This is a genomic window from Bacillus sp. z60-11 (assembly GCF_046464135.1).
Taxonomy (GTDB): Bacteria; Bacillota; Bacilli; order Bacillales; family Bacillaceae; genus Bacillus; species Bacillus sonorensis_A.
Window position 1 is genome coordinate 268,717 of the sequence record NZ_JBIYSN010000005.1, and the last position, 21,076, is coordinate 289,792.

At 39.6% G+C, this 21,076-nt stretch carries 15 protein-coding genes; 7 read left to right on the forward strand and 8 right to left on the reverse strand.

Annotation, left to right across the window (positions count from 1 at the left end):
- Positions 1–6 precede the first annotated feature (6 nt).
- The 3 genes from ACINLD_RS16040 to ACINLD_RS16050 all read right to left on the reverse strand — a co-directional run bounded on the left by ACINLD_RS16040 (position 7) and on the right by ACINLD_RS16050 (position 3,021).
- Positions 7–840, reverse strand: a complete 834-nt coding sequence (locus ACINLD_RS16040) for an exopolysaccharide biosynthesis polyprenyl glycosylphosphotransferase (RefSeq protein WP_347176598.1) — start codon at positions 838–840, stop codon at positions 7–9.
- Positions 841–928: 88 nt separating this feature from the next.
- Positions 929–2,416: a cell wall-binding repeat-containing protein gene (locus tag ACINLD_RS16045; protein ID WP_410207068.1), complete on the reverse strand. Its 1,488-nt coding sequence runs from the start codon at positions 2,414–2,416 to the stop codon at positions 929–931.
- Positions 2,417–2,721: 305 nt separating this feature from the next.
- Entirely contained in the window at positions 2,722–3,021 is a 300-nt protein-coding gene (locus ACINLD_RS16050) for a hypothetical protein (RefSeq protein ID WP_026588963.1), read from the reverse strand.
- A 177-nt stretch (positions 3,022–3,198) separates the two neighbouring features.
- Here ACINLD_RS16050 and ACINLD_RS16055 point away from each other — a divergent pair, with 177 nt between their 5' ends.
- Positions 3,199–4,125 (forward strand): LytR family transcriptional regulator, encoded by a 927-nt coding sequence (locus tag ACINLD_RS16055; RefSeq protein ID WP_410207069.1) that lies wholly within the window; start codon positions 3,199–3,201, stop codon positions 4,123–4,125.
- A gap of 32 nt (positions 4,126–4,157) precedes the next feature.
- Here the strand turns inward: ACINLD_RS16055 and wecB are convergent, their stop codons facing one another.
- The gene (gene wecB, locus ACINLD_RS16060) at positions 4,158–5,300 is read right to left on the reverse strand and encodes a non-hydrolyzing UDP-N-acetylglucosamine 2-epimerase (protein WP_409444334.1); all 1,143 of its coding nucleotides are present in this window, start codon (positions 5,298–5,300) and stop codon (positions 4,158–4,160) included.
- 189 nt (positions 5,301–5,489) lie between these two features.
- Between wecB and galU the strand changes: the two genes are divergently transcribed.
- A complete protein-coding gene (gene galU / locus ACINLD_RS16065; RefSeq protein ID WP_026588965.1) occupies positions 5,490–6,368 on the forward strand; it encodes a UTP--glucose-1-phosphate uridylyltransferase GalU in 879 nt (292 codons plus the stop codon).
- A gap of 52 nt (positions 6,369–6,420) precedes the next feature.
- Here galU and ACINLD_RS16070 read toward each other — a convergent pair whose 3' ends face one another.
- Positions 6,421–7,605: a CDP-glycerol glycerophosphotransferase family protein gene (locus ACINLD_RS16070; protein ID WP_077736074.1), complete on the reverse strand. Its 1,185-nt coding sequence runs from the start codon at positions 7,603–7,605 to the stop codon at positions 6,421–6,423.
- A gap of 37 nt (positions 7,606–7,642) precedes the next feature.
- Positions 7,643–8,422: a WecB/TagA/CpsF family glycosyltransferase gene (locus ACINLD_RS16075; RefSeq protein WP_026588967.1), complete on the reverse strand. Its 780-nt coding sequence runs from the start codon at positions 8,420–8,422 to the stop codon at positions 7,643–7,645.
- A 410-nt stretch (positions 8,423–8,832) separates the two neighbouring features.
- Between ACINLD_RS16075 and tagD the strand changes: the two genes are divergently transcribed.
- The 5 genes from tagD (at position 8,833) to tagH (ending at position 16,310) form a co-directional block, all read left to right on the forward strand.
- Positions 8,833–9,222, forward strand: coding sequence for a glycerol-3-phosphate cytidylyltransferase (gene tagD / locus ACINLD_RS16080; protein WP_026588968.1), 390 nt, complete (start codon positions 8,833–8,835; stop codon positions 9,220–9,222).
- A gap of 210 nt (positions 9,223–9,432) precedes the next feature.
- A complete protein-coding gene (locus tag ACINLD_RS16085; RefSeq protein WP_051290457.1) occupies positions 9,433–11,394 on the forward strand; it encodes an alpha-glucosyltransferase N-terminal domain-containing protein in 1,962 nt (653 codons plus the stop codon).
- 131 nt (positions 11,395–11,525) lie between these two features.
- Entirely contained in the window at positions 11,526–13,649 is a 2,124-nt protein-coding gene (locus ACINLD_RS16090; RefSeq protein WP_410207070.1) for a CDP-glycerol glycerophosphotransferase family protein, read from the forward strand.
- A gap of 226 nt (positions 13,650–13,875) precedes the next feature.
- Positions 13,876–14,691 carry an ABC transporter permease gene (locus ACINLD_RS16095; RefSeq protein ID WP_409444336.1) on the forward strand — a complete coding sequence of 272 codons (816 nt, stop codon included), beginning with the start codon at positions 13,876–13,878 and terminating at the stop codon, positions 14,689–14,691.
- A gap of 20 nt (positions 14,692–14,711) precedes the next feature.
- A complete protein-coding gene (gene tagH, locus ACINLD_RS16100; protein WP_410207071.1) occupies positions 14,712–16,310 on the forward strand; it encodes a teichoic acids export ABC transporter ATP-binding subunit TagH in 1,599 nt (532 codons plus the stop codon).
- A gap of 91 nt (positions 16,311–16,401) precedes the next feature.
- Here tagH and ACINLD_RS16105 read toward each other — a convergent pair whose 3' ends face one another.
- Both ACINLD_RS16105 and ACINLD_RS16110 read right to left on the reverse strand, forming a co-directional pair.
- Positions 16,402–19,152: an N-acetylglucosaminidase gene (locus tag ACINLD_RS16105; RefSeq protein ID WP_410207072.1), complete on the reverse strand. Its 2,751-nt coding sequence runs from the start codon at positions 19,150–19,152 to the stop codon at positions 16,402–16,404.
- Positions 19,153–19,788: 636 nt separating this feature from the next.
- Positions 19,789–21,066: a nucleotide sugar dehydrogenase gene (locus ACINLD_RS16110; RefSeq protein ID WP_409444339.1), complete on the reverse strand. Its 1,278-nt coding sequence runs from the start codon at positions 21,064–21,066 to the stop codon at positions 19,789–19,791.
- Positions 21,067–21,076: the final 10 nt, after the last annotated feature.

Genomic DNA, 21,076 nt, shown 5'->3' on the forward strand with positions numbered 1-21,076 from the left:
CTTGTATTATCTGGCTCCCTCACCAGTCAATACTACTTTAATCGTTTTGACCATGACCTTCAAATCGAGAAGAAATGTCAAATTTCGAATATAATACAGATCATGCACAAGCTTTTCCCTCGGACTGATGTCATATCCGCCATTGACTTGTGCCAGCCCCGTTAACCCAGGCTTTACAATTAAGCGGTTTTTAAATCCCGGAATCTCATGGTGGAACTGAGCGGTAAACATCGGCCGTTCCGGCCTTGGTCCGACAAGGCTCATGTCTCCGGCCAGCACATTGATCAGCTGCGGCAGTTCGTCAATCCTTGTTCTTCTAATAAACGCCCCGACCGCTGTGACCCGCGGATCATCCTTCTGGGCCCATTTGGCCCCGGATTTTTCGGCATCGATTCTCATCGAGCGCAATTTGATCAGCTTAAAATGCTTGCCGTCTTTTCCGACGCGTTCCTGGCGGTAAAAAGGCGAGCCGGGAGTTTCTATAGAAATCAAAATACAGAATAGCAGGATCACCGGCAGTGTAATGGCGAGACCGATGAGTGATAGGACGATATCCATTGCCCGTTTTATATTCAAATACCGTACTGCTTTTTCAGATAGAGCACAAGAATAGATCTGCTGGCTTGAGTATTCATTATACATTCTTAAGCTTTTGTCCATACTCACTGACATACACCTCACGATTGGTTTGGTTCTTTGTGATCTCTGCGTCAGTGTAGCATATGAACGTAAACCCATTGTAAAGGGCTTGTTAAAGAATATTAATTGTGTGATTTTTTGATAAATTTGTTTAATTTTCTTTAACCATCGACCGCCTCCGCTCCTTTTTGTTGAATTAATGGAATAATCATACTATATTTCTATATATAAAAAAAGAAGCCGAAGTTCGGCTCCTTTTTTCACATAAAGGGCTCAGGAAGCCCTCCTTCTATCTATAGTATGCTGAAACAGCATCATTGATTCCTTTTGCTGCTTTATCCTTTAGCGTCCCGCTTTTTAATTTGCTTGCGTCAGACGAATTCGTGATAAAGGCGGTTTCTAGTAAAACACTCGGCATTTTCGAGTACTTAATCACATAGAACCCTGCTGTTTTCACGCCTCTGTCTCTTGTTCCGAACGCGCTGACGACCCTCGGTTGAACTAATTCTGCAAGCCGCTTGCTGTTGGCGCTTTGATAGGTTTTGTCATAATACGTTTCAGTGCCATGTGATGAAGACGTATATGAATTGGCATGAATGCTGATGAACAGATCAGCTTTTGCGTTAGCGCCCTTTTTCACCCGTTCTTCCAACGAGTAAAACGTATCGTTTGATCTTGACATGACAGGAAGTGCACCGGCGCTATACAGCTTGCTGTTCAATCTTTTGGCGATATCAAGGTTAACATCTTTCTCCTTTAAACCGTTGCCGACCGCACCCGGATCCTGATCTCCGTGTCCCGGATCGATGAAAATCGTTTTACCGACGGCGGGATTTTTAAGCTGGTTGGCCACTTTGGAGCTGACTGAAGGTGTTCCGCCCATTATGGAAAAGTATTTGATGTTTTTGTCGCCGCTGAATGCCCTTGGTTCCTTTGATAAATTGTCTCCGTTCGTCAGAATGATCGCTTTATTTTGTTTTGCAGCCAGGGCCGCCCCGCTGATAGAATCGGCATATTTAAATCCATTGCTGACATAAGTGTTGCTCGTGCTTAAACTGAATTTTTTTGCGATATTTACAGAAAGGTCATAGCGGTTTTTTCCGCTGATTCGGGTAGGAGAAGGAAGTTTGCGATATAATGTGCTGTTTATGCTTCCCGTGCTTCCTATGACAATTGTTTGTTTAATGCCTTTGCTTTTGATTGCCCCGGATGTATAGCTGTTTAACGTTTTTTCGTTGGTAAACAAGATCGGATAACCATTTTTAGCGGCGTACGGAATGACGGCGATTGGATCTGCATATAAGAATCCGTTCGCTATGATCGCTTTTGAGGTGTTTGGCATAGATTTCGCCACTTTTGCCGCTGTATCATAACGGTTTTTTCCGGCAATTCTTTTCACGGTGATTCCAAGGCTTTTGATTTGATTGGCTACTGTGTTTGATACTGCAGGAGTTCCTCCTACTATATAAACAGTTTTTGTATTCAACTCTTTTAAACGGGATTTCGTTTCAGCTGACAGTTTTTTTGAGTTTGTAAACAAAAGCGGTGCGTTTTTCTGATAAGCGAAAGGCGCTGCCGAAATGGCATCCGCATAAGCTCCTCCGCCTACAATCACAGCCGTGCTTGCGCTTGACCAGCCTTTTTTGGATGCTTGTACAGCTGTGTCATAGCGGCTTTTTCCGGCAATCCTGTTTGCTGTGTTATCTGCAAGTGCAGAAGGGATAAATAAAACAAGTCCTAACAAGCAAATCGGGAGGACTTTAAAAAATCTGTGCAAAGTGACCACTCCATCTTTTCTATAATATTTTAATTCTACTAGGCTCTAAATATATAGATCGAAATATCCAAATTGATATGATATGCTGACTCGCACATCACTCTGCATTTACCGGGCGTATCGTCCGCTTGATCAACACATTGCAAACGGCTTTAGTGGTGCCTTCCTCTAAAAACTTTCATTTGTGCCCGGGCCTTGCATGCCCCCTAGTCATCTCAGCTGGTTCCATTTATTATGTATTTTGGGGGCGGGTGTCATTGCCACATCCGCCCTTTTGAAAAATACAAGCAAAAATTTTGAAAGTTTTATTTGATACTCTCAATTTTTTTCAATTCGAGCTGGCCTTCTTCATTTTTTTGATAATTGACTTTCACTTTTTCCCCGTCTTTTAATTGGTTAATATCTCCTTTGTAATCATCGACAATGATTAAGCTGACAGGTTCGTTATTAACTTTAACTTCGATTGTATGAGAATCAGCCAATCCCACAAATGTTCCTTCTTCAGTCTGAATGTCGTTTGTCTGACTTCCTTGTGTTGATTGTTCAGCAGTTCCGCAGCCTGCCAATAAGACTAAGAAAAACATCAATGCGGCTAATTGTTTCATTTTCATCACCTCTTGTTTTTTATCGACAAACATTTTTAATTTTAAAGAAAACAAAAGAATTTTGAAACATTCTTAAGTTCTATTTCGTCAAGTTGTAATGTGACAAAAAAAAGATGTTGTTTCTATGAATTTTAAAATCTATAATCAAGTAAGAGTAAAAAATAAGGTGAGGAATCTATGAGAGCTGAAAAAAGAAAAAAGAAAAGAAAAGTCTTTTTCATTATTTTGACAATTATAGGCTTATTCGTTTTAGGTACCGGCGGGTATGCATACTACCTCTGGAATAAAGCTGCTTCAACCATCGCGAGCATACATGAAGATCTCGGAAAGTCCGACAAAAGAGACAAACAGGTTGACGTGAACAGCAAGGATCCAATTGCTGTATTAATCATGGGAGTAGATGAAAGAAAAGGCGATAAAGGACGAGCCGACTCCCTCATTTACATGACGGTGAACCCTAAGACGAATAAAACGGAAATGGTGAGCATTCCTCGTGACACATACACCGAAATCATCGGCAAAGGAACGACGGACAAAATCAACCACTCCTATGCCTTCGGTGGAACGCAAATGACCGTTGATACGGTTGAAAACTTTTTGGATGTACCTGTCGATTACTTTGTAAAAGTCAATATGGAAAGCTTCAGGGATATTGTTGATACACTCGGCGGCATTACAGTGAACAGCACGTTCGCCTTCAGCTATGACGGATATACCTTCAATAAAGGGGAAATTACCCTGGACGGTAAAGAAGCACTTGCATACACAAGGATGAGAAAACAGGATCCAAAGGGGGATTTCGGAAGACAAGAGCGGCAGCGGCAAGTCATCGAAGGCATCATCAAAAAAGGAGCAAACATCTCATCCGTTACGAAATTCAGCGATATGTTCAATGTAATTGAAGATAATGTCAAGACCAACCTTACTTTTGATGATATGTGGGATATTCAGTCAAACTACAAATCAGCCCGAAACAATGTCGTTCAACATCAGCTGAAAGGTCAGGGCACAAAAATCAACGGAATCTATTACTATCAAGTGGACGAGAACGATCGTGCAGCCATTTCTAAAGAATTGAAAGAAAGTTTGGCACTTGAAAATTAACGAAACTAGCTCCGCAAATGCGGAGCTAGTTTTTAAATTTCCTTAAAAGGCAGTGGCTTGTCAGTCCGATAGCCAAAACGATAGAGTATTTCTTCGACAATGCGTTTTGATGCATTCCCATCGCCATATGGGTTTGAAGCTTGGGACATTCTATGATACTCTTCATCATCTTCTAACAGCTGCTTAGTCAGCTTATATACATTTTCTTCATCCGTCCCAGCTAGTTTTAATGTCCCTGCTTTAACGCCTTCCGGTCTCTCTGTCGTATCTCTTAACACAAGAACCGGTTTCCCGAGGGAAGGTGCTTCTTCTTGCACACCTCCGGAGTCAGTCAAAATGAAATAAGCTCTAGAAGCAAAATTATGAAAATCGATTACTTCAAGCGGCTCAATTAGATGCACTCTGTCCAATCCACTAAAATACAGATTTGCAGCTTGTCTAACAACAGGATTCAAATGTACAGGATACACTACTTGGACATCTGGAAATTCTTCTGTGATTCTCCGGATCGCACGAAACATATTTTCCATCGGTTCCCCTAAATTTTCGCGGCGATGTGCAGTTAAAAGTATCATCCGGTTATTATCCATCTTATCGAGAAGCGGGTGTGAGTATTTCTCCCGAACCGTTGTGTTCAAGGCATCGATAGCTGTGTTCCCAGTAACGAAAATTGATTCTACTTTTTTATTTTCCCTTAACAAATTGTCTTCCGCTTGCTTTGTTGGCGCAAAGTGAAAATCTGCTATCGACCCAGTCAACTGACGGTTCATTTCTTCGGGAAATGGAGAGTATTTGTTACCCGTCCTTAAGCCTGCTTCAACATGACCGACTGAAATCCTGTGATAATAAGCAGCCAAACTTCCCGCAAAAGTTGTCGTTGTATCACCGTGTACAAGAACAAGATCAGGTTTAATCTCTTGGAAGAGCTGATCTAGTTTTGTTAGAGCATTTGACGTAATTTCAGCCAAAGTCTGCCGTTCCTTCATAATATTCAAATCAAAATCAGGCCGAATATGAAATGCTTCGAGCACCTGATCAAGCATTTGCCTATGCTGAGCAGTCACTGTCACATATGATGTAATTTCCGGGTGTTTTCTTAATTCCAGTACGAGAGGAGCCATTTTAATCGCTTCGGGTCTAGTGCCAAATATAGTCATGACCTTTAGTTTGTCCATTTTAGCTTTTACCTTTCCTTTCCCCAATCTGTAGCTTGTATTTTATAATAACATTATTTGATTTCATATATCATTATTTTCTCCTAAAACTGAATAATTTATTTGTTTTGTTAATACGTGTGAAAAAACTTGAATTGTGGTAAAGTTTAAGATATCGACCACATACACTTTAAGGAAGGTGCTTTACTAATGAAAAAAGTAAGAAAAGCCATAATTCCAGCAGCTGGTCTTGGCACTCGCTTTTTGCCGGCTACTAAAGCAATGCCGAAAGAAATGCTTCCGATTGTCGACAAGCCGACCATCCAGTACATAATTGAGGAGGCCATTGAATCAGGCATCGAAGATATAATCATTGTCACAGGTAAAGGAAAGCGTGCCATCGAAGACCACTTTGACCACGCTCCGGAACTTGAACGCAATCTTGAAGAAAAAGGGAAAAACGAGTTGCTTGAAAAAGTCCAAAAAGCATCGAATATGGCTGATATCCATTACATTAGACAGAAAGAGCCAAAAGGACTCGGACATGCAGTCTGGTGTGCGCGGAATTTTATCGGTAATGAGCCTTTTGCCGTTTTACTTGGGGATGATATCGTTCAGGCTGAGACACCAGGGCTTCGTCAGCTGATGGATGAATATGATAAAACCCTTTCTTCTATCATCGGTGTTCAGCAGGTGCCGGAAGATGAAACACACCGTTACGGAATCATTGATCCGCTTACAAAAGAAGGCCGGAGATATCAAGTAAAGAACTTTGTCGAAAAACCAAAGCCTGGAACAGCTCCTTCTAATTTGGCTATTCTCGGCCGTTACATCTTTACGCCTGAAATCTTTATGTATCTGGAAAAACAAGAAATTGGAGCGGGCGGGGAAATTCAATTGACAGACGCGATTCAAAAGCTGAATGAAATTCAGCGTGTATTCGCTTACGATTTTGAAGGTAAGCGCTATGATGTCGGTGAAAAGCTTGGGTTTATTCAAACAACACTTGAATTTGCCATGCAGGACCCAGAATTAAAAACACAGCTTGTTCCTTTTATAGAAAACCTTTTAAATAAGGAAGAGATTTAAACAAAGAAAAACTGGCATTTAAATGCCAGTTTTTTTGTATAATAATCAGTTGTTATCCTTTTTCTTGCTTGCGCCTGACACTTTTCTCAGTCTCTGATTGCATCAGCAATTGATGAACAAAATCAAGAAGCTTTCGGCTGGAATCCCCTTTTGAATATGAGTTCCACTCCGCTGCAAAATGTTGAATATTTTCATTTTGTTCGCCGATCTGTTTCAACTCTTCAAGCAGTTCATCACGTTTAAAACATGCCTTTCCGGGTATTACCCTTTCAAAGTCATCGATTAGTCCGCGATTTTCGTCATATTGAGCCATATCATACGTATAGAACAGCATCGGCTTATTTAATAATGCGAATTCAAAAGGGACCGAAGAATAATCTGAAACCAGTACATCACAAGCGTATAAAAGATCTTGTAAAGGATGCTCTGAAACATCTTTAAAACAGCCATCACTCTCATCCAGTTCGATCCTTTTACGCACGGCCGGATGCAATTTTACCCACAGCTCATATTCTCCGTTTAAATCTTTTAAAAGCTGTTCTTTTGTAAACGGAAGATTGAGGCTTGCCATGTCATAATCCCTGTAGGTCGGAGCGTAGAGAATGACTTTTTTAGTTTGCACAAATGAAGCCTTTGGCTCCGAATCAAAATACTGATCAGTCAGCGGAACTCCCGTCCGCAAAAACTTTTCTTCTTTTGCGCCGAATGAACGTTTGAAAATCTCTGCCATCTTGTCTGAACCGACCGCAATATAATCAAAGGAACGATATACCTTTTTAAACCTTTTGATATCCGCCGCCGTTCTATGTTTATTCGCAACGTCCTCAAGTCCGAATTTTTTGAGTGCGCCATTGGCATGCCAAACCTGGATACATTTCGTCTGCGGACGATTGTTCAGTACGCTCGTTATCAAAAAATAATTATCAGTGATAACACATTCGCTCCTGAACATATGATAAACAGCCTGTATGATATGAAAAGGATTTGTTTCACTTAGCCATTTTGATTTAACGGCCGGAAATTCCTTTGCAAGGGAAGCGGCGTGTCGAGTATACAATACACAGACTTCAAAAGGTCGGTTTGTTTTCCTTTCATATTCCTTCAGCAGCGCCCTCGCATTATCCTGGAATGAAACGAGAAAGACGACCCTTTTTCGCGGCTTGATCCACCTTAAAATAAAGCCGGTTACCGAAAGCCCTGCCGAATATAGTACAACTAGTAAAGAACGTATATTCATCCTTCAACCCAATCTCTTCAAAAAATTCATCATGATATTATGCATCAATTTGTTTTGACTGCTCTTTAACCCGTTCAGGATAGTAGCCCTGCTTTTGAACCCTTTCTTCTTTCAAAACGGAAAAAGCATATTTCGGGATATTCATCATCCTTTTCCATCTTGACGGGTTTGTTGCCAATCTATACAGCCACTCCAGGTTCAGTCGAATCAGCCAGTTCGGAGCCCGTTTGACAGAACCGCTGAAAACATCAAAGCTGCCGCCCAGGCCGATTGCAATGGCCTGCGGAAACAGATGACGATATTGATAAATAAATCTTTCCTGATGCGGGTAACCTAAAGCTACAAAAACCATGTCCGGTTTTGCCTTCGCAATCCGTTGAGCCACCGCTTCTTTATCCTTTGCAAAACCGTCTGAATATCCAACTAGTTTGATATCGGGGTATTCAGATGAGATACGCTCCACCACGGCTTTGTTCACCTCTTTTTTTGCACCGTACAAAAAGACCCTTTTATGTTTTTGGTTGGCCATCTTCAAAAGATTGACAAAAACATCATACCCTGCGATTCTCGACTTTAACCTGCTCTTCGTAAGCTTTGACATCATCACGACTCCGATGCCGTCAGGCAAAATAAAGTCAGCGGATGACAATACATCGGAATAACTTTTGTCTTTAATCGCTGCGTATCCGATTTCCGGGTTAACAGTAGCGATATAGGCGCCGATGCGCCGATTAATGTATGAATGTTCAAGATGGTTCATAAAGCCGGCTAAATCGTTATTAACATAGGACAAGTTGTGTATCTGTGCCGTTTGCAACTTCATCTCCTCCTTCCAACAGAAAAATGCAATTATATGTGTAAACAAACGTTAAATGTCACAGGTAAGTGATCAGCCCCAAAAACGCGAATGATCTAACGTATATTTTAACATAGATGATTCATAAAAGCTTAACAATAACTTTACATCCATTTAAGATTTTTTACGCTTCATAAAGAATAAGCGCCATTTCGCGGATTATTTTTAAATAAAATTTGGAATTTCATTTATCGTTTACAATGCTTAACGTTTGATAGACGATGTGCTATAATAAGTGATCAGTGAAGACATGCGGAAAAATTGTCTTTTTTTAGTGGAAAGCACATACGTTTTTTGGATCTTAAATACATGTGAAAGTTCATTATAGTGGTTTTAGTACGTTATAGATGAGGAAGGAGAGTACGTTTAACATGAAGAAAGTCATCACATATGGAACGTTTGATTTATTGCACTGGGGCCATATCAAATTATTGGAACGCGCCAAACAGCTGGGCGATTATCTTGTCGTAGCGATATCCACAGATGAATTCAACCTTCAAAAACAGAAGAAAGCTTATCACAGCTATGAGCATCGCAAATTAATCCTGGAAACCATTCGCTACGTTGACGAAGTGATTCCCGAAAAGAGCTGGGATCAAAAAGTACAGGATGTAATCGACCATGATATTGATGTTTTTGTCATGGGGGATGATTGGGAAGGAAAATTTGACTTCCTAAAGGAACATTGCGAAGTCGTCTATCTGCCAAGAACAGAAGGAATTTCAACTACAAAGATTAAAGAAGAAATCGCCAACCTATAATTTCTGGTCTTTTGCTACAACAAGCTATGCTATATAATTTTTTCAAAAAGTACTTCTTACAAGTTTTAAGAAGTACTTTTTGATGCTTCATGGATTTGTGAAGTGAATGCAAGTAATCGGATGAATGCCAGCTTATAGTTGAAAGGAAGAAAAAATTTGGGCGAGAATAATTTTATTAATTTGAACAATAAGGAAACAGCCGTTCCGAATATGACGTATTATTTTATTTCAGGAGGCCTGCCTGATAATTACGGAGGATTGACAAAATCACTGCTGCTCCGCTCTAAATTATTTGGCGAGGAATGTCATACACCTACAACTTTCTTAACATTCCGTTTTGACAAAGAATTTTCAAATAAAAAAAATCAATTGTTTGAAAATCAAAAAATTGACCGGAAATTCACGCGAGTATTGAATATGTTTGATGATTTCCTCAGCAAAAATGCTAATGGGCGCTTCTATTCTGAAAGAATAAGTTTGCAGGAAATTAAAAAGCAAATTCGGAGAAATCGAATTCTTCAGAAATTCGGTACGTTGTTCAGCGGAAAAATAAACAACCTTGAGATCACTTTTTACGAAGATGGAAGGTCCGTCTGTTTTGTCGATTACTTTAACAGTGAAAAAAAGTGCTATAAAAGAGAAGAATACAGCAAAAACGGAACGCTGATCATGATCGCTTATTTCGATACAAAAACAGGCTGTTTGTCCCGTCAAGAATTTGTCAATGAAAACAACATGATCTACTTGGAAAAACACTATGAATATAATCCAGAAAAGAAAGATGTTCAGTTCACTCATATGAACTGGTATTCAGAAATGGGAGCACTCCATTTTTCTGACGAATCTGATTTAAGAAGGCATTGGATTGAAGTCCTTCAGGCCGAATCAGACAAGCCGAAGTTGTTTCTTGTTGACAGCAGGCCGCAGGACAAGCATATCTTTAGAGTCAAAAAAGCGCCGGCTTCCTATTATGCTGCAATCATTCACAATAAACATTACGGTGAAAATAAATATCAGATCAAAGGCCGTTACAAAGAAGTATTCAGTCAAATGCCGAATTTAGATGCTGTTTTCTTCATTACCGAGGAGCAGATGGAGGATTTTGAACTGATTTCAGGAAAACAGAAGATTTTCTTTTTCACTCCGCACACGATAGCCAAACCGCTGGATAAACAAGTGTTGAACGTGCCAAGCAAAAAGAACAAAGCTGTTATTATATCGAGGTTGGCGCCGATGAAAAATCTTACTCACGCCATTAAAGCCTTCAGGCTTGTAGTGAACGAGATTCCCGAAGCCCAATTGGAAATTTTCGGATCAGGCGAAGAGGAACATTTGATAAAGGCTGAAATTGAAAAATCCAGCCTCCAAAACAATGTCTTTCTAAAAGGTTATACTCAAAATCCTGATGCAGAATTTCAAAAGGCTTGGCTTACTATTTCCACCTCTCACTTTGAAGGGTTCGGGCTTTCAAATATGGAGGCTCTCAGCAATGGCTGCCCTGTTGTGACTTACGACTATGATTACGGGGCCAGAAGCCTTGTGAAAGACAATAAAAACGGCTTTGTTGTCGAGCAGTATAATATTGAGCAATTGGCCGAAAAAATCGTACTGCTGATGAAAGACGAAAAGCTTCATGAGGAGTTTTCCAAACGCGCTTTTGAAATGGCCGAGAAATATTCGACACACAATTATATGCGAAACTGGTCTGTTGCACTTCATGACATGATCAAGATCAGAGAGGAAAAACAAAGCTTATCAAACGCGTTCTCCAGCAAACTTCCATTCACGATAAGAGAGAATCAAACCCGTGAATCCGTGTTGACGCTTGAGCTGCATTGTCCAATGCAGATTGATGAAAACTATCATTTGCAGCTGATAGGGCTCGACAGAAAAAACAAAGCGCTGGTTGTTTCTGCCGCTCCCGACGAATCGGGAAAACGGTTCAATATCTCTTTCGATAAAGGGATTCATGTTGAAAAAATAAGAGCAAATAAAACCAGGACATTAGATTTTTATTTAGAAATCAGTAATGCAAATCATATTAAAGTATTAAAAAGGTTATCTGTTGATCAAACAGAGATGGCTTCTCCTTTTTCAGCCAAAGAGTATGAAATCGTACCTTACACGACTGTAAAGGGTAATTATTCATGGACGCTGAACGGGAAAGACTGAAGTTTCTTCAAAAAGTGCGGCGTTACTGCCAGCTGTAGAGGGCAGGATGATGATATCATTCATCTTGTGTATAATAATCGAGAGACTTCTTCATTGAATATCTGAGTAAAAAAGAGGAGTAGACTTATTTTATGGTTAACGAAGTTCCAATAACATGCGATTTAATGAATCTAAAAATTGAGGGTTGGCAGCTTCACCTCGATTTCTCTTTGCAACATTCAATTTCCGCAGAAGAAATCAGCCTTCTGGCAGTAAACCGTAAAACAAAGGAAGAGCTGTCAGTTCCGTGTAAAAAAATAGATGGGCTTGAAACAGGTAGATACCATTCAGCCCTTCACTTAAAAGATCTTTCAAAACACGTCAATGACAAAGGCTGTCTCGATTTCTACGTCACAGGCCGGAACAATGATGACAACGTTCTGAAAAAAAGAATGAAGACAAACTTTCAGCCGATTGAACTATCTTGGAAATGGGATGAACAAAAACGTGTATTCTTCCTCCCCTATACGACAAAAAAAGGGAATTTCTCTTTGAAAGTTCTGCCAAAAAAAGCAGTGGCTGAAGTGAGCGATATGAACCTAAACCCAGAAGGCAGCCTATTCCTTAAAGGATATGCATTTTTGCTGAATGAGCATGGAAAGGTTTCTGTTAAGAATAGACGTCTTGTTTTAAAAGAAATCAACGAAGCCGAGGAGAAAAGAGAATTTGAATTCCCTCTGGAAGACGAGGAATCTGCCGGATTTAAAGTCCAAATAGATCTCAAAAACTTTTATAAAAAAAATGTCATGCCGGCTACGTTCCAATTTCATATCGAATTTATCGGCAAGGACCCTGAAACCGGGGAGGAAGTTGTCAAACGAAGCAAAGCTCTGCTGCTGAAAAACAAAGCGAATCCGCAAACAAACCAGTTTTCGATTCTTGAAACGGAAAAGGGTCTTGCGCGTTTTCATGTCTACCCGCAAAAGAAAAAAAGAAAAATGCGCTTAAGAATGAATGATTACACACTGAAGACAAGAGCCGTTTATTTTGTAGTCGGAAACAAAAACAGAGCCGTTTCCTTTGTCCGCAGAAGAAAAAACAGATTAAAGAAAAAAATCGGCAGAGCTGTGAAAAAGGCATATTATTTCACCTTCGGATTGGCGGGAAAACTGCCTGTCAAAAAGAAGACCGTCATCTTTGAAAGCTTCGCCGGAAAGCAGTACAGCTGTAATCCGCGGGCAATATATGAATATATGAAGAAAAACAATCCAGAATATAAATTGTATTGGAGCGTAAACCCGGATTATACGGATATCTTTGAAGAAAAAAACATCCCTTATATTAAAAGGTTTACTTTCAAATGGCTCTTTGCCATGGCCAGAGCCGAGTACTGGGTCGTCAACAGCCGCCTGCCTTTATGGATTCCAAAGCCCGGGCACACGACATATCTTCAAACATGGCACGGTACGCCTTTGAAGCGGCTTGCCGTCGACATGGAAGAGGTGCATATGCCAGGCACAAACACGGAAAAATACAAAAAGAATTTTACGGCGGAAGCATCAAAATGGGATTACCTGATTTCGCCGAACGCATATTCAACCGAGATCTTTGCCCGTGCATTCCAATTTAACAAAACGATGATCGAATCCGGATATCCGAGAAACGACTTTCTCCATACGGACAACAATCCGGAAACGGTCAGGGCATTAAAAGAGAAAATGCAGCTGCCGTCCGATAAAAAGGTGATCATTTATGCACCGACATGGCGGGATGATCAGTTTTATAAAAAAGGGAAATACAAGTTTGACCTTGACCTGGATCTTGACAGGCTGAGAGAGGAAATCGGCGACGACTATGTGATCGTCTTAAGAATGCACTATTTGGTGGCGGAAAACTTTGACCTTGAGCCTTACAAAGGGTTTGCGTACGATTTTTCGTCATATGAAGACATCCGCGAGCTCTATATGGTGTCCGATTTACTCATTACAGACTATTCTTCCGTTTTCTTTGATTTCGCAAATCTGAAGCGGCCGATGATTTTCTTCGTTCCCGATATTGAAACATACCGCGACAAGCTGCGCGGCTTCTACTTTGATTTTGAAAAGGAAGCGCCCGGTCCTTTGGTGAAAACGACCGATGAAGTGATCGAGAAAATCAGGGAAACAGAAGCGCCGGATTACAGGCTGCCGGATATTTTCGATCCTTTCTATGAGAAGTTCTGCTATCTGGAGACGGGAAAATCGTCTGAAAAAGTTGTGAAAACAGTCTTTGAATGATCTTAAAAAGGAAGCCAATGTACACCTTTATTGGTTGCATTGGCTTTTTAGTGTAGCGTCTATTCATAGGCTTGCTTGAACAGTTAAACAAAAGAAGCTCTGTTAATATGTACAAAGCGGATTAAAAGTGAAAAATAAGGCGAAATCTGATACAATATAGTGCGGTACTTTAAAAATAACGTTCTGAAAATAAAGACCTAAAACTTTAACTCTAAGGAAGATTAGAATGAATGCTATGGTAAAAGTTCTGAAAGAAGTATTTTCTTCGCTTCCGCTCATTATGCGGCTTGCGGTTTATGAAACAAAGTCAAAGTATCAAATGAATTATTTAGGGGTCGTTTGGCAGTTTCTAAATCCGTTAATCCAGATTTTAGCCTATTGGTTTGTTTTTGGAACTGGCATTAAGGGCACTAGAGCAGATATCGACCACTATCCGTTCATCATCTGGATGCTTGCCGGTATCATTCCCTGGTTCTTTATCAGCCCGACAATTCTTGACGGATCAAGCAGTGTTTTTCGAAGAATCAATTTAGTATCAAAAATGAATTTTCCGGTCAGCTCATTGCCAGCTGTCGTTATTGCTTCCAATTTATTCAGCTACTTTGGAATGACGTTGATCTATGTTTTAATACTTATAGGGAGTGGACATTTTCCAACGCTGCATTGGCTGCAATATTTTTATTACTTGTTCTGTATGATTGCGTTTATGTTTTCATTCAGCCTGTTTAATTCGACGATCAGTGTTTTAGTTAGGGATTATCAATTTTTGCTACAAGCCGGGACAAGGCTGTTGTTTTTCCTGCTCCCGATTTTTTGGGATGTGGCACACAGTCTGGCCAACAGACCGCATGTATTGGCGATTATTAAATTAAATCCGCTGTTTTATATAATAGATGGCTTTAGAAACAGCTTTTTAAATGGACATTGGTTTTTTCAGGATGTGAAATATACCTTGTATTTCTGGGTCTTTACATTGCTATTATTGACATTGGGTTCAATCCTGCATATGAAATTCCGGGATAAGTTTGTTGACTTTCTTTAATATAGTAAGGAGATTATACGATGAAACTAAAAGTTTCGTTTCGAAATGTTTCAAAACAGTATCATCTATATGAGAAACAGTCTGATAAGATAAAAGGTCTGTTCTTACCAAACAGAAATGACAAGGGCTTCTTTGCCGTACGCAACGTATCCTTTGATGTATATGAAGGAGAGACCATCGGATTTGTTGGAATCAACGGTTCCGGCAAATCGACGATGTCGAACTTGCTGGCAAAGGTCATTCCTCCGACAAGTGGGGAAATCGAAATGAATGGCCAGCCTTCCCTTATTGCAATCTCGGCGGGGCTGAACAACCAGCTGAGCGGGAAGGATAATATCAGACTGAAATGCTTGATGATGGGACTGACCAACAAGGAGATTGATGAGCTTTATGATCAAATCGTCGAGTTTGCTGATATAGGTGATTTCATCAATCAGCCGGTCAAAAGCTATTCAAGCGGGATGAAATCCCGTCTTGGCTTTGCGATATCAGCCCACATTGATCCGGATATTTTAATTATTGATGAAGCACTGTCGGTCGGTGACAAGACCTTCTATCAAAAATGCGTGGACCGGATTGATGAATTTAAAAAGCGTGGAAAAACCATTTTTTTTGTCAGCCACTCGATTGGTCAAATTGAAAAAATGTGTGACCGTGTTGCCTGGATGCATTACGGTGAAATGCGCATGTTTGATGAAACCAAAAAGGTTGTCAAAGAATATAAAGAATTTATTGACTGGTTCAATAAGCTATCCAAAAAAGAAAAGAAAAAATACCAACAGGAACAGATTGAACTGCGAAAAAAAGAACAGACAGAAGAACGAACAAGCCGTTATTTACAACATAATAATAAATCGCAAACGATAGCCAATACAGTTCAAGTCGCTTTTCTGTCAATTTTACTGATAGCGATAGCCGCAACGATGTTTGTGAGCACTCCTCTGCGAACAATCGCATCCTTCGGGGCTATTCCGGGAAACGATGCTAAAAAAACGGAGGAGCGCCAAGCTGAATCAAATACAGAAGATTTAACAAAGGTCAATCAGCCGGCATATGTCAAGTCAGCGCAGCTTACGACATACAGTGATCAAAGTTTAAAACAAAAAAAGACCGCTTCTTTGCCATTTGGAACTGAAGTTACGCTTTCATCACAAAATGCCAAAGTTGCGCAAATTCATTTTAACGGAAAGAATTATTTCGTGAAAAAAAACAGCCTTTCCTTAGCTAAAGACCTGGAAACTGTTTCATTGACTGCAAATGCTTTTTCGCCTTACTTTTCCGAGAAAGCAAAGTCTTCCTACCAATACTTCCTTTCCTTTTTAGGGGAAAGTGAGCAGACACTAGAACAGACGTTGCAAGGGATCAAACAAGCCAAATATGATGACGGAAGAACGGGCCTTCGTCTTGATTATGAAAAGGTCGACTATATCATTGAAAAGCAACAAGCAGCAGCAATCATATTCCATGACATTGAAGCTGTCGAGCCGGCCACAATATCTCTACCTGAGAAGAAAGCTGTGTTTGACAACGATCATAAACGATACTTCTTCAAAACAAAAAAGCAGCTGTTTGTAGTGGATAACGAAAAACATACTTTAATGATAAGAAATGAAAAATAAAGAAAAAAGCCATTGTGATGGTTCATCATCCACAATGGCTTTTTTAATTAGAAATAAAGATCAGACGCATTTAAGCGTCTGATCTTTTTGCCTATTTATATTTAGGAATATCATAATACAACGTATAGTTGTCCAGCAGCGTGTACAAGCTGTACATCCGATTTACCTGTTTATAAGCCCAGCCGATATCTGTTGCATATTGGTGACTCGCCGTTGGAGCCCATCTCATTTTAAACAGAGTATCCTGCTGAAATCCGCTTCGGTGGATATAGTTTTTGCCGATCAGTTCGGCTCCGCCGATGATCGCCTTTTCAGGTGTATCCCACCCCTGCTCATAGGCTGTTTTGGAGCCGCATGATACCGCACAGGAATCATATGCACCATAGCCATACATATTGTAAACCGTTGTACCGTTGTATTTGACACCGTTGGCTAATTCTGAAGTTCCATTTCCGGTTTCCAAAAGAGCATGAGAGATCAAATACAATTCATTAATGTTGTATTTTTTAGATGCCTCTACAAATGCTGCTCCTTTTCCTTCAAGAATTCCTTTGCCTTTTAAAATCTTGCTATTGATTTCACTGGCTGATAGACCTGCATATTGAGACAATTTCAAGAACTGGAAGTAATACTTGCTGTCCATTGAAAAGTTGTTCGGATTAATATAATAGACGGTCTCATCTTCGCTAGCGTTTCTCCAGCCCATGTTGATTTTCGCCCAGTTTCCTTCAGTGCCGACGATGCTGACTTTGTCGCCTTTTTCAAGCAGCCCTACAATGTTGTTGCTTGCTACTTTCGGCGAAGATCTTACATTTAGGTAGTCTGCTGTTACTGTACTGTTGGCCGTATTGATATAAGAAAGCGATACATAACCCGGAGAGTCGGTCTGCGGGTTCACACTCATTTGCTTTTGCAGCATTTCACTGAGGGTGAGGCCGTAATCGGTATACATGATTTGCGGGCCGTTTAAAACTTTATTAATGCTAACATCCCATCCATATTTGCTCCTTATTTTCGAAGCTGAAGAGGAGGCATTATCATAACCCGTAAATTCTCCTATTATAATTTTATAATAGTAATCATTTGTTTTTGTATAAGTAAATGACCATTTTTTTTGTATAAAGAAATCACGGGCTTTTTTGTATTCATTGATTGATAAATTAGATGCTGTTACAATTTGATACCTGTTATAGCCTTGTTCACCGGTTTTTTGGGCTGTCGCCCCCCAGCCATGATCTGTGAAGAATTTTAAGCCTGCTTTAATCTCTGAATCATCTAATGTTGGGTTGGTTACAATACTGAATTTTTCATATCCAGTTTCACCGGTTTTTTTAGCTGATGCTCCCCAGCCGTGATCTGTGAAAAATTTCAAGCCTGCTTTAATCTCTGAATCATCTAATGTTGGGTTGGTCACAATACTGAATTTTTCATATCCAGTTTCACCGGTTTTTTGAGCTGATGCTCCCCAGCCGTGATCTGTGAAGAATTTTAAGCCTGCTTTGATCTCTGAATCATCTAATGTTGGGTTGGTCACAATACTGAATTTTTCATATCCAGTTTCACCGGTTTTTTGAGCCGATGCTCCCCAGCCGCGATCTGTGAAGAATTTTAAGCCTGCTTTAATCTCTGAATCATCTAATGTTGGGTTGGTTACAATTCTAAATTTTTCATACCCTGTTTCACCGGTTTTTTGAGCCGATGCTCCCCAGCCGTGATCTGTGAAGAATTTTAAGCCTGCTTTAATCTCTGAATCATCTAATGTTGGATTGGTTACAATCCTAAATTTTTCATACCCTGTTTCACCGGTTTTTTGGGCTGTTGCCCCCCAGTTGTTTTCATGAAAATACTTCAATCCAGTGTTTAGTTTTGATTCATCTAATATCGATTGTGTTACAATTCTATACTTCGAATCTTCTTTTTCACCAACTAATTCATAGCTAGCTTCCAATCCAGTTTTTTCTTTGAAATCTTTTAAAACATTTTTTACTCTGTCTTCTCCGGTAAATGCGCTCGTTACAATACGCTGGTAGCTTTTTGCTGGTCCATCCGGTTCATAACTTGCTTTCTGGCCGGTTTCTTGTTGATACATCTCTAAAACGTTTTTTACTCTGTCTTCTCCGGTAAACGCGCTCGTTACAATACGCTGGTAGCTTTTTGCTGGTCCATCCGGTTCATAACTCGCTTTCTGGCCGGTTTCTTGTTGATACATCTCTAAAACGTTTTTTGCTCTGTCTTCTCCGGTAAATGCGCTCGTTACAATACGCTGGTAGCTTTTCGCTGTTCCCTCCGGTTTATAACTCGCTTTCTGGCCGGTTTCTTGTTGATACATCTCTAAAACGCTTTTTACTCTGTCTTCTCCGGTAAATGCACTCGTTATAATACGCTGGTAGCTTTTCGCTGTTCCCTCCGGTTTATAACTCGCTTTTTGGCCGGTTTCTTGTTGATACATCTCTAAAACGTTTTTAATTCTGTCTTCTCCAGTAAATGCGCTTGTTACAATACGCTGATAATCTACAGCACTGCCCATTGGTTGATAAGAAGCTGCAACTCCTGTATTCTTCTTAAAATCCTGTAGAGCAGATTTCACTCTTTCTTCACTAGAAAAGCCGCCAGATAAAATTTGGTAATTTTCATACGATGCGCCTTTTTTCGCAGTGGCATTCCATCCAAAATCATTTTTTATTTTTTCAACAGCGGATTGTGCCTCTTTACTTCCTAAAAAATGATTTTGCGTTTCTAAATTATAAGTTGAATAGTCGGTATAAGCCCGTGCGAAATTAGGATATGCAACTGAGAGTATAAAAAGAGAAGTCAAAGTTAATATGGATGCTATCCGTTTCAATTTATACCTCCTTCCATTCACCCTTTAAAAAGAACTCTTTAAATATATCGGACAATTAGTAGGATTGTAAAGCTGAATTTTTTTAAAACGAAATCTAGTTGTTTGAAAAATTATTCGACAAAGTCATAAAAAGTGGCTTTGATCGACAAGCTTCTCTGTTAAAATGTGAGTGGAATCTAGATTGGGGTTTACCAGCTTGTCCAAACACGCAAAAGATTACGTTCTGACATATCGCACAACCAACCGGGATAGCTATCGGGTTTATGCTTCAAATTGCAAAACGATGTGAACACCTCCCATTGCTGAATCAATGTATGGAAAGCCAAAATCATCAAAAAATCTATTCGCATCTCTGGCAAGATCATTTGGGAGAAAAATAAACAAGCCTATGGGCAAACGTAAAGAAACGATCGAGCACGCTTTGCGGATTTAAAACATAAGCATGGCCTGCGGGGGAAGTAAAACTTGTCCATGCAGGCTATGCTTGTGTTCGCTTTAAAAAAGCTGGTGAATTGGACGTGGAAAAGTCCGAAACGCCAGCTTTTCATCGAAAAAACAGAATTATTTTAACAAAAAAGGTCTGTAATCAATCATTGTTGTTCTTCATTATTTATCATGATAATCACAGGGGTTTCCTTATACAAATACATTCTCTTTTTTAATAGCATTGTATAAATTTCCAAGATTAATATAATCAAACTCACTTGAACGGTTTTTTACAATATTTTTAGTATCCAGAACCTGTTTAGTTGACATTCCGGATAAACTACTCCAGTCTAATTCCTTAAATTCGTTATGATCAGACAAAATTAAAATTAAATCGGAGTTTTCTGCAACATCTTGAATGTTTTTATATACGAAATCCTGATTGACATGAGGATCATATGCCCTAATCTCATACTTTTTCTGCTGTATTAATATGTTCAAAATTTCCATAGCAGGACTTTCTCTTATATCATCAACATTCCCTTTATATGTCAAACCAAAAATAGAAATGACTTTTCCATTATTTTTCTCCATTAATTTATTTACATTTTCAACAATGTAATATGGCATTGAGGTATTAATAGAACGAGAAATATCAATTAACTTTGCAGTCTGAGGAGCTTTAGCTATAATAAAATATGGATCGACAGCTAAACAATGCCCGCCTACCCCAGGACCAGGTGTGTGTAAATTTACACGAGGGTGTTTATTTGCCATGTTGATGACTTCGAGAGCATTAATATCAAGCTCATTACAAACCTTCGCAAGTTCATTTGCTAAAGCTATGTTGACATCTCGAAATGTATTTTCCATGAGTTTTGACATTTCGGCCGTTTTAGCATCTGTTTTTATGATTTCTCCCTTTACGAAAGTCTTATATACGTTAGCACCCGCTTCTGCACAAGCATTCGTAATACCACCAACAATACGGTTGTTAAAAATAAGTTCATGAAGAATTTTCCCCGGCAAAACTCGTTCCGGACAGTGAGCTAGAAATATATCTTTTCCTACTTCAAAGCCTGCATTTTCAACTATTGGTTTTACATGGTCATCCATGCTTCGAGGAGCGATTGTAGATTCGACAATTAAAACATTGCCTTTTTCTAAATAAGGAAGAACGTTTTGTACTGCACTCAAAACATAAGTTAAATCACACGATTTATGCTCATCATCACTATTTGGGGTAGGTACTGAAATAATAAAAGCATCAGCTTTCTCGGGTTTTAAAGCGGCCCTAAATAACTTTTTCTCTACTACCTCATTTAGAGCCTCCTGAAGGCCTGGTTCTTCTATATGGATCAAACCAGCGTTAAGTGAGTCAATAACTTCTGGTTTTACATCTACTCCAATGACCTCATTGTTGTGTTTAGCAAACATTATTGAAGTAGGGAGACCTATATAACCTAAACCAATAGTGCAAATTTTCATATTTAAAACC